At 43.7% G+C, this 1,761-nt stretch carries 1 protein-coding gene; it reads right to left on the reverse strand.

All coding sequences use genetic code 11. The features are described 5' to 3' along the window. Window positions 1–296 precede the first annotated feature (296 nt). Window positions 297–1,625, reverse strand: a complete 1,329-nt coding sequence (locus tag NFR98_RS15695) for a polysaccharide biosynthesis protein (RefSeq protein ID WP_014095975.1) — start codon at window positions 1,623–1,625, stop codon at window positions 297–299. Between the last annotated feature and the right edge of the window lie 136 nt (window positions 1,626–1,761).

The following is a 1,761-nucleotide window of genomic DNA, read 5'->3' on the forward strand; positions in this document are numbered from 1 at the left end:
AAGTTAAGCCGAAAAAATGAAAGGGTGGTTGAAAACATTTGCCCATAAATTTACACAATAACCTGGACTTGACTCGTAGAACCGCTCTATGTGAACTTTTGACCAATTTTTTCGTCTGTTCCTTAACGTAGAACCATTCTATGTGAAATTACTATCAAAAATTTCGATTCTTTCTCGTTCCCCCCTTATAAAACGATCAAGCTGGGTTATGTTGCACAAACTTTCAAGAATTACCGCGGACCCTCACAAACCCGGACAAACATCCAAAAAGCCTGCCGGAACCCGTATATCTACCGTTAAAAAGTATGTTTCATTGATTTGCGGAGAATCAGGGAGATTTCAATTTTTTTACAAATCGTTAAATAGTGCATCATCATGATAAGCAATGTTCCCGTATTCATAGCGATGATGACGCCGGCCATTTGGTACTGGGGATTTGAGCCAAGATAATAAATGAGGCAGTACGTAACCATTGTTGACCAAATAAAATGCGCGAGGGCATCCCTGACCAGGCCGAGGCCGATTAAAAACGCCTGCATCGGAATGACAAAATAGTGAAACAGAAAATACGGCCATAACAGACGGACATAAACGGCGGCGGCAGCCGAATGGGAAAACAAAGTTGTGAGCGGCACGGAAAACACCTGAATGACAATGACAGCCGGAAGCCCGTAAAGAAACGTCATCATCATCACCTGCTGAAGCAGTTTCTGCAGCTTTATGCCGTCTCTTTTGGCATAAGCTTCCGAAACAGTCGGAATTAATACGGTGGACAGGGAATGGGCAATAAAGGCCGGAAAAAATCCGATCGTAAAAGCGACGCCGGCCACCAGTCCGAAATGTTCGTTTGCCATCCCCTCCGTCATCCCGGATTTAAGCAATACCCATTTGATAAAAAATGGTTCAATCGCATTTGTGACGGCATGAAATACGCGCATGCCCGTTGTCGACAAGGAAACAGAAAGAAGGCTCCTTCTGATTTCCTTTCCCCCCATTGGAGCCTGTTCTTTTTTCTTGAGCGTCCGCATTTGCAGCACAAACATATGAAAAAGATACAGCAGCACAATCAAGTCACTACCGACAAGTGTGCATATCGCGATAAAAATCGACATTTGCACGTCAAATTCCATCCAATGAAATAGCAAGACAAGCAGGATAAGCTGCATCATTTTTCTCAGGAAGTTGGCAGCAGCAATCTTCCCCATTTGCTGGACACCCATAAAATAACCTCTCGCAATTGAGGAAAAGGCGATCATCGGGATAAGCGCAATGATCAGCCAGCGAAGATACGGGTGGTAATGATGGAAAATTGGAAGCGCCGGCAGCAGCAATGCGACTGCCGCCATGAGCAACAGGACAAACAAAGATGCCAGCCGGATTGTAAACCGCAGCATATCACGATGATATTTTTCTTCCTTTTCCGCAACAAATTTTGAAATGGAGATGGGCAGTTCCATGCTGGCGATGGTGACAATTAAAAAAATGGCCGGCAAAATAGACATGTACAGCCCCATGCCGTGCGCCCCGAGTTCATTTGCAAGTACCATATTTGTTAAAAATTCAATGCACTCTCCGATGAAAGCAACGCCAATCAGCATAAATGCCCCTTTAAAAAACACTGCCATGTTCTTCCTCTTCTCCTTATCAAGAAAAACTTTTTCAATAATAAAGGATATGAGGCAAGCGGTCAAGTCTTTTTTTGTGTGTAAATTCCTCTCAGTCGGGATAGAGTAATTAACCCGAATAAATGTCTGTCGCTTT

The organism is Weizmannia agrestimuris (genome assembly GCF_943193165.1).
In the GTDB taxonomy this organism is placed as follows: Bacteria; Bacillota; Bacilli; order Bacillales; family Bacillaceae_C; genus Weizmannia; species Weizmannia faecalis.

Coding starts and splice junctions, on each gene's coding strand:
- NFR98_RS15695 (WP_014095975.1), bottom strand. CDS start 1,625: ATGGCAGTGTTTTTTAAAGGGGCATTTATGCTGATTGGCGTTGCTTTC.